Origin of the sequence: Methylobrevis pamukkalensis, assembly GCF_001720135.1 — a bacterium.
GTDB classification, from domain to species: domain Bacteria; phylum Pseudomonadota; class Alphaproteobacteria; order Rhizobiales; family Pleomorphomonadaceae; genus Methylobrevis; species Methylobrevis pamukkalensis.
The window spans coordinates 1-2532 of record NZ_MCRJ01000223.1 but is presented as its reverse complement, the minus strand read 5'-3'; the positions used below and the strand labels follow the sequence as shown (position 1 = coordinate 2532).

Here is a 2532-nt window from a genome sequence, read left to right as displayed (position 1 = left end):
CCTGTCGGTCTCGCCGGCTATCCCCCCCGTGACGGCGGGCGCCGCTCCGGCGCAGCCGTCGGCCTTCGCGCAGGCAGGTGTCGCGCAGGCGGATGTCGCCGCCGAAAGCTCGCGCAAGGCGCGGATGCCCTGCTGTCGGCTGCCATGCCGGCTACCGCGCAAGCCGAACCCGGACAGGCCGCGGCGCGGCCCGTGAGGGCACCCGGACAGGCGCCCATGCCTGCGACCGCGCCGACGACGCCCGACAGTGCACGCACGACAACGCAGCCGATCGTCAACGACGCCGCTCCTCTTCCCGTGGAGACGGCGATTGCCCCGAGCAAGGTCGAGACCCCAGCGCCGGCAGGTCAGCCGGCCGCAGTCCTCGCCGACGAAGCGGCCGGTTCCGATGGTGCGGCGGCAACCGCCGCGCAGCCCGCCGTGGCCGTGGAAGATGGGGCCGCCGCGCCCCTCCAGGCCGCACCGAAGGTTGCCTCCGCTGCCGCGCAGACGCCGGTTGTCGCGGCCGCTGACGGCGCTCCGGAAGTTCATGCCGCCCCGACCCGCCTCGCCGCGACCGAAGTCCAGGCACCGGTCCCGCCGGCGGCGGCCCCCTCGGCGACCATCGCAGCCCCTGCGCCGACCGCCGTCGGCGATCTCGCCCAGGTCAGCGGCATCGCGACCGATGCCGCGGGACCAGCCGCCGCGGCTGCGCCCCCGGCGCCGGTGCCGCCGGCCCACCAGAACGCTGCCGGGAGCGCGGCTGCCCCCGCGCCGATGTCGGCGGTGCCAGAGGTTGCGCCAGCCGTCTTCGCGTCTCCGGATCGTCCCGCCACGGGATCCCGCCCGATCGTGATCGAGGCCGAGGCGCAGTCCGCGTCGGCGGCGCCCGCCCCGGCGACCGTCGAGAGCCCTGCGCCGGAAACCGTCCGCGCACCTGCAGAGACCAGCACGGTCGTGACAGATGTCGCGACACCGGCCGTGATCATGACTGAAACTGCCGAGTGCCGAACCGGTGCTGACCGCGCCGAAGGCGCATCCGCCCCCGTGCAGATCCCGGTTGCCGCGGTCGACGCCAGTTCCGCCGACATCCCTGCCGCGCCTGCCCGGCCGGTCGTGACCGATGCGGCTCCGCTGCCCTTGGCGACGGCTGCCACACCGGTTCCGGCCGGACGCCAGGATCCTGCGGCCGCCGGCGTCTCGTCCGAGGCCCCCCCGGCCGCGGCCGAGCCCCCGGAGCAGATCGTCGTCGCGAAGAAGGAGACTGCCGCACCGGCCGGGCCGGTGCAGGCGGCGCCGGCGGAAACGGTCGACGCGACCGTGCCGGAGATCTCCCCTGCGCCCGCCCGGCCCCTCCCCCTCGATGCCGCGCCGCAGCCGGTGCCGTCGGTCGCTTCGGCAGCCGGGCCGGTGCTGTCGACACCCGTGCCTCCCCGTCGCCGAGGCACCGGCCGGGCAGCCGACCGCGGATGTCGTCGCTGCGCCGCTCTCGAGCAGCGCCGAGGCCGCGACGGCCGCCGAGACGATCCCGGCCGCCTCTGTCGTGGCCGCATCCGCGCAGCCGGACACCACCCCGGAGACCGCGACGGCCCGGCCCGCGCCGGGCGAAGTCGCTTCGCAGCCGGTTGAAACGGACAGCGAGACGATCCTTGCCGATGTGGCGCACCCCGCGGCACCCGATCAGCCGCAGGCGGAGCCGGCGCGTGCCTCACCGGTCGCCGCGACCGATCGTGCGGCTGTCTCCGTGCCCCTCGCCGCCATGGCGGCAGCCACCGGTGACGCCGAGGTTCCGGCGCGCCCGGCCGATGTCGTTGCGCCGGTCACCGCCTCCGTCGATGGCAGTCTCGCTGACGGCCTCGATGTGCAGGCGGTCCGGACCGAACTGCCGGCCGTGAAAGCCGAAGCCTTCGCCACCGCCCCGGCCCCGGCCCCGGCCGAGCTCGATGCGCCCCTGCCCGCGCTCGTCGAAACAGCCGAGACGGACGGCGAGGGCGACCTTGAGGCCGCGATGGCCGGCGCCGCCGGCACCGACGGCGAGGCCGAGGAGGACGCCCCGGCCGCCCGCCTGTCATCGCCCTTGCCGCAGGCCCCGGCGTTGCCGGCGACGGGCGCCGAGCGGATGGCCGCCGCGCCGCGCGCCGAGCCCCCGGTCGTCCTGCCGGCCCAGGCCGGCAACCCGTCGGCGATCGCACCGGAAACGGCCCCCGATGCCGCTGCGGGAACCGCTCCCGACACCGCTGTGGACAGGCCGTCGGAGGCCGACGCCTCCGCCCTGCGAAGCCTGGCCCCGGATCCCGACGCGATCGCGCCGAGCCTCGCCAGGTCGCTGCGCAGGCCGCCACCCCGTCCGTTCCCGCGATCGCGGCGCAGGCGCAGCCGAATGCGCCGGTTCCCGTCGCCGCCCAGTCCGCGGCTGCGGCCATGGTGGCCGGCCAGTTCGCCATGCCCCTGCGCACCGCAGCCGCGACGGCCGAAGGGGACGCCGGCACCACCTTGAACGGAACGTCGCCGGACGCCGCCGCTGCGGCGGCCGAGGGCGAGCCATCAGGGGAC

3 protein-coding genes are annotated in these 2532 nt (G+C 76.7%); all 3 read left to right on the top strand.

Annotated elements, in window-relative coordinates; all coding sequences use genetic code 11:
- A partial coding sequence (locus A6302_RS23770; RefSeq protein WP_210183416.1) for a hypothetical protein occupies positions 1 to 196 on the top strand: 196 nt, incomplete at its 5' end.
- A 20-nt stretch (positions 197 to 216) separates the two neighbouring features.
- Entirely contained in the window at positions 217 to 1608 is a 1392-nt protein-coding gene (locus tag A6302_RS20010) for a hypothetical protein (protein WP_069308487.1), read from the top strand.
- A gap of 115 nt (positions 1609 to 1723) precedes the next feature.
- Positions 1724 to 2476, top strand: coding sequence for a hypothetical protein (locus A6302_RS20005; protein WP_141704016.1), 753 nt, complete (start codon positions 1724 to 1726; stop codon positions 2474 to 2476).
- The last annotated feature ends 56 nt before the right edge of the window (positions 2477 to 2532 follow it).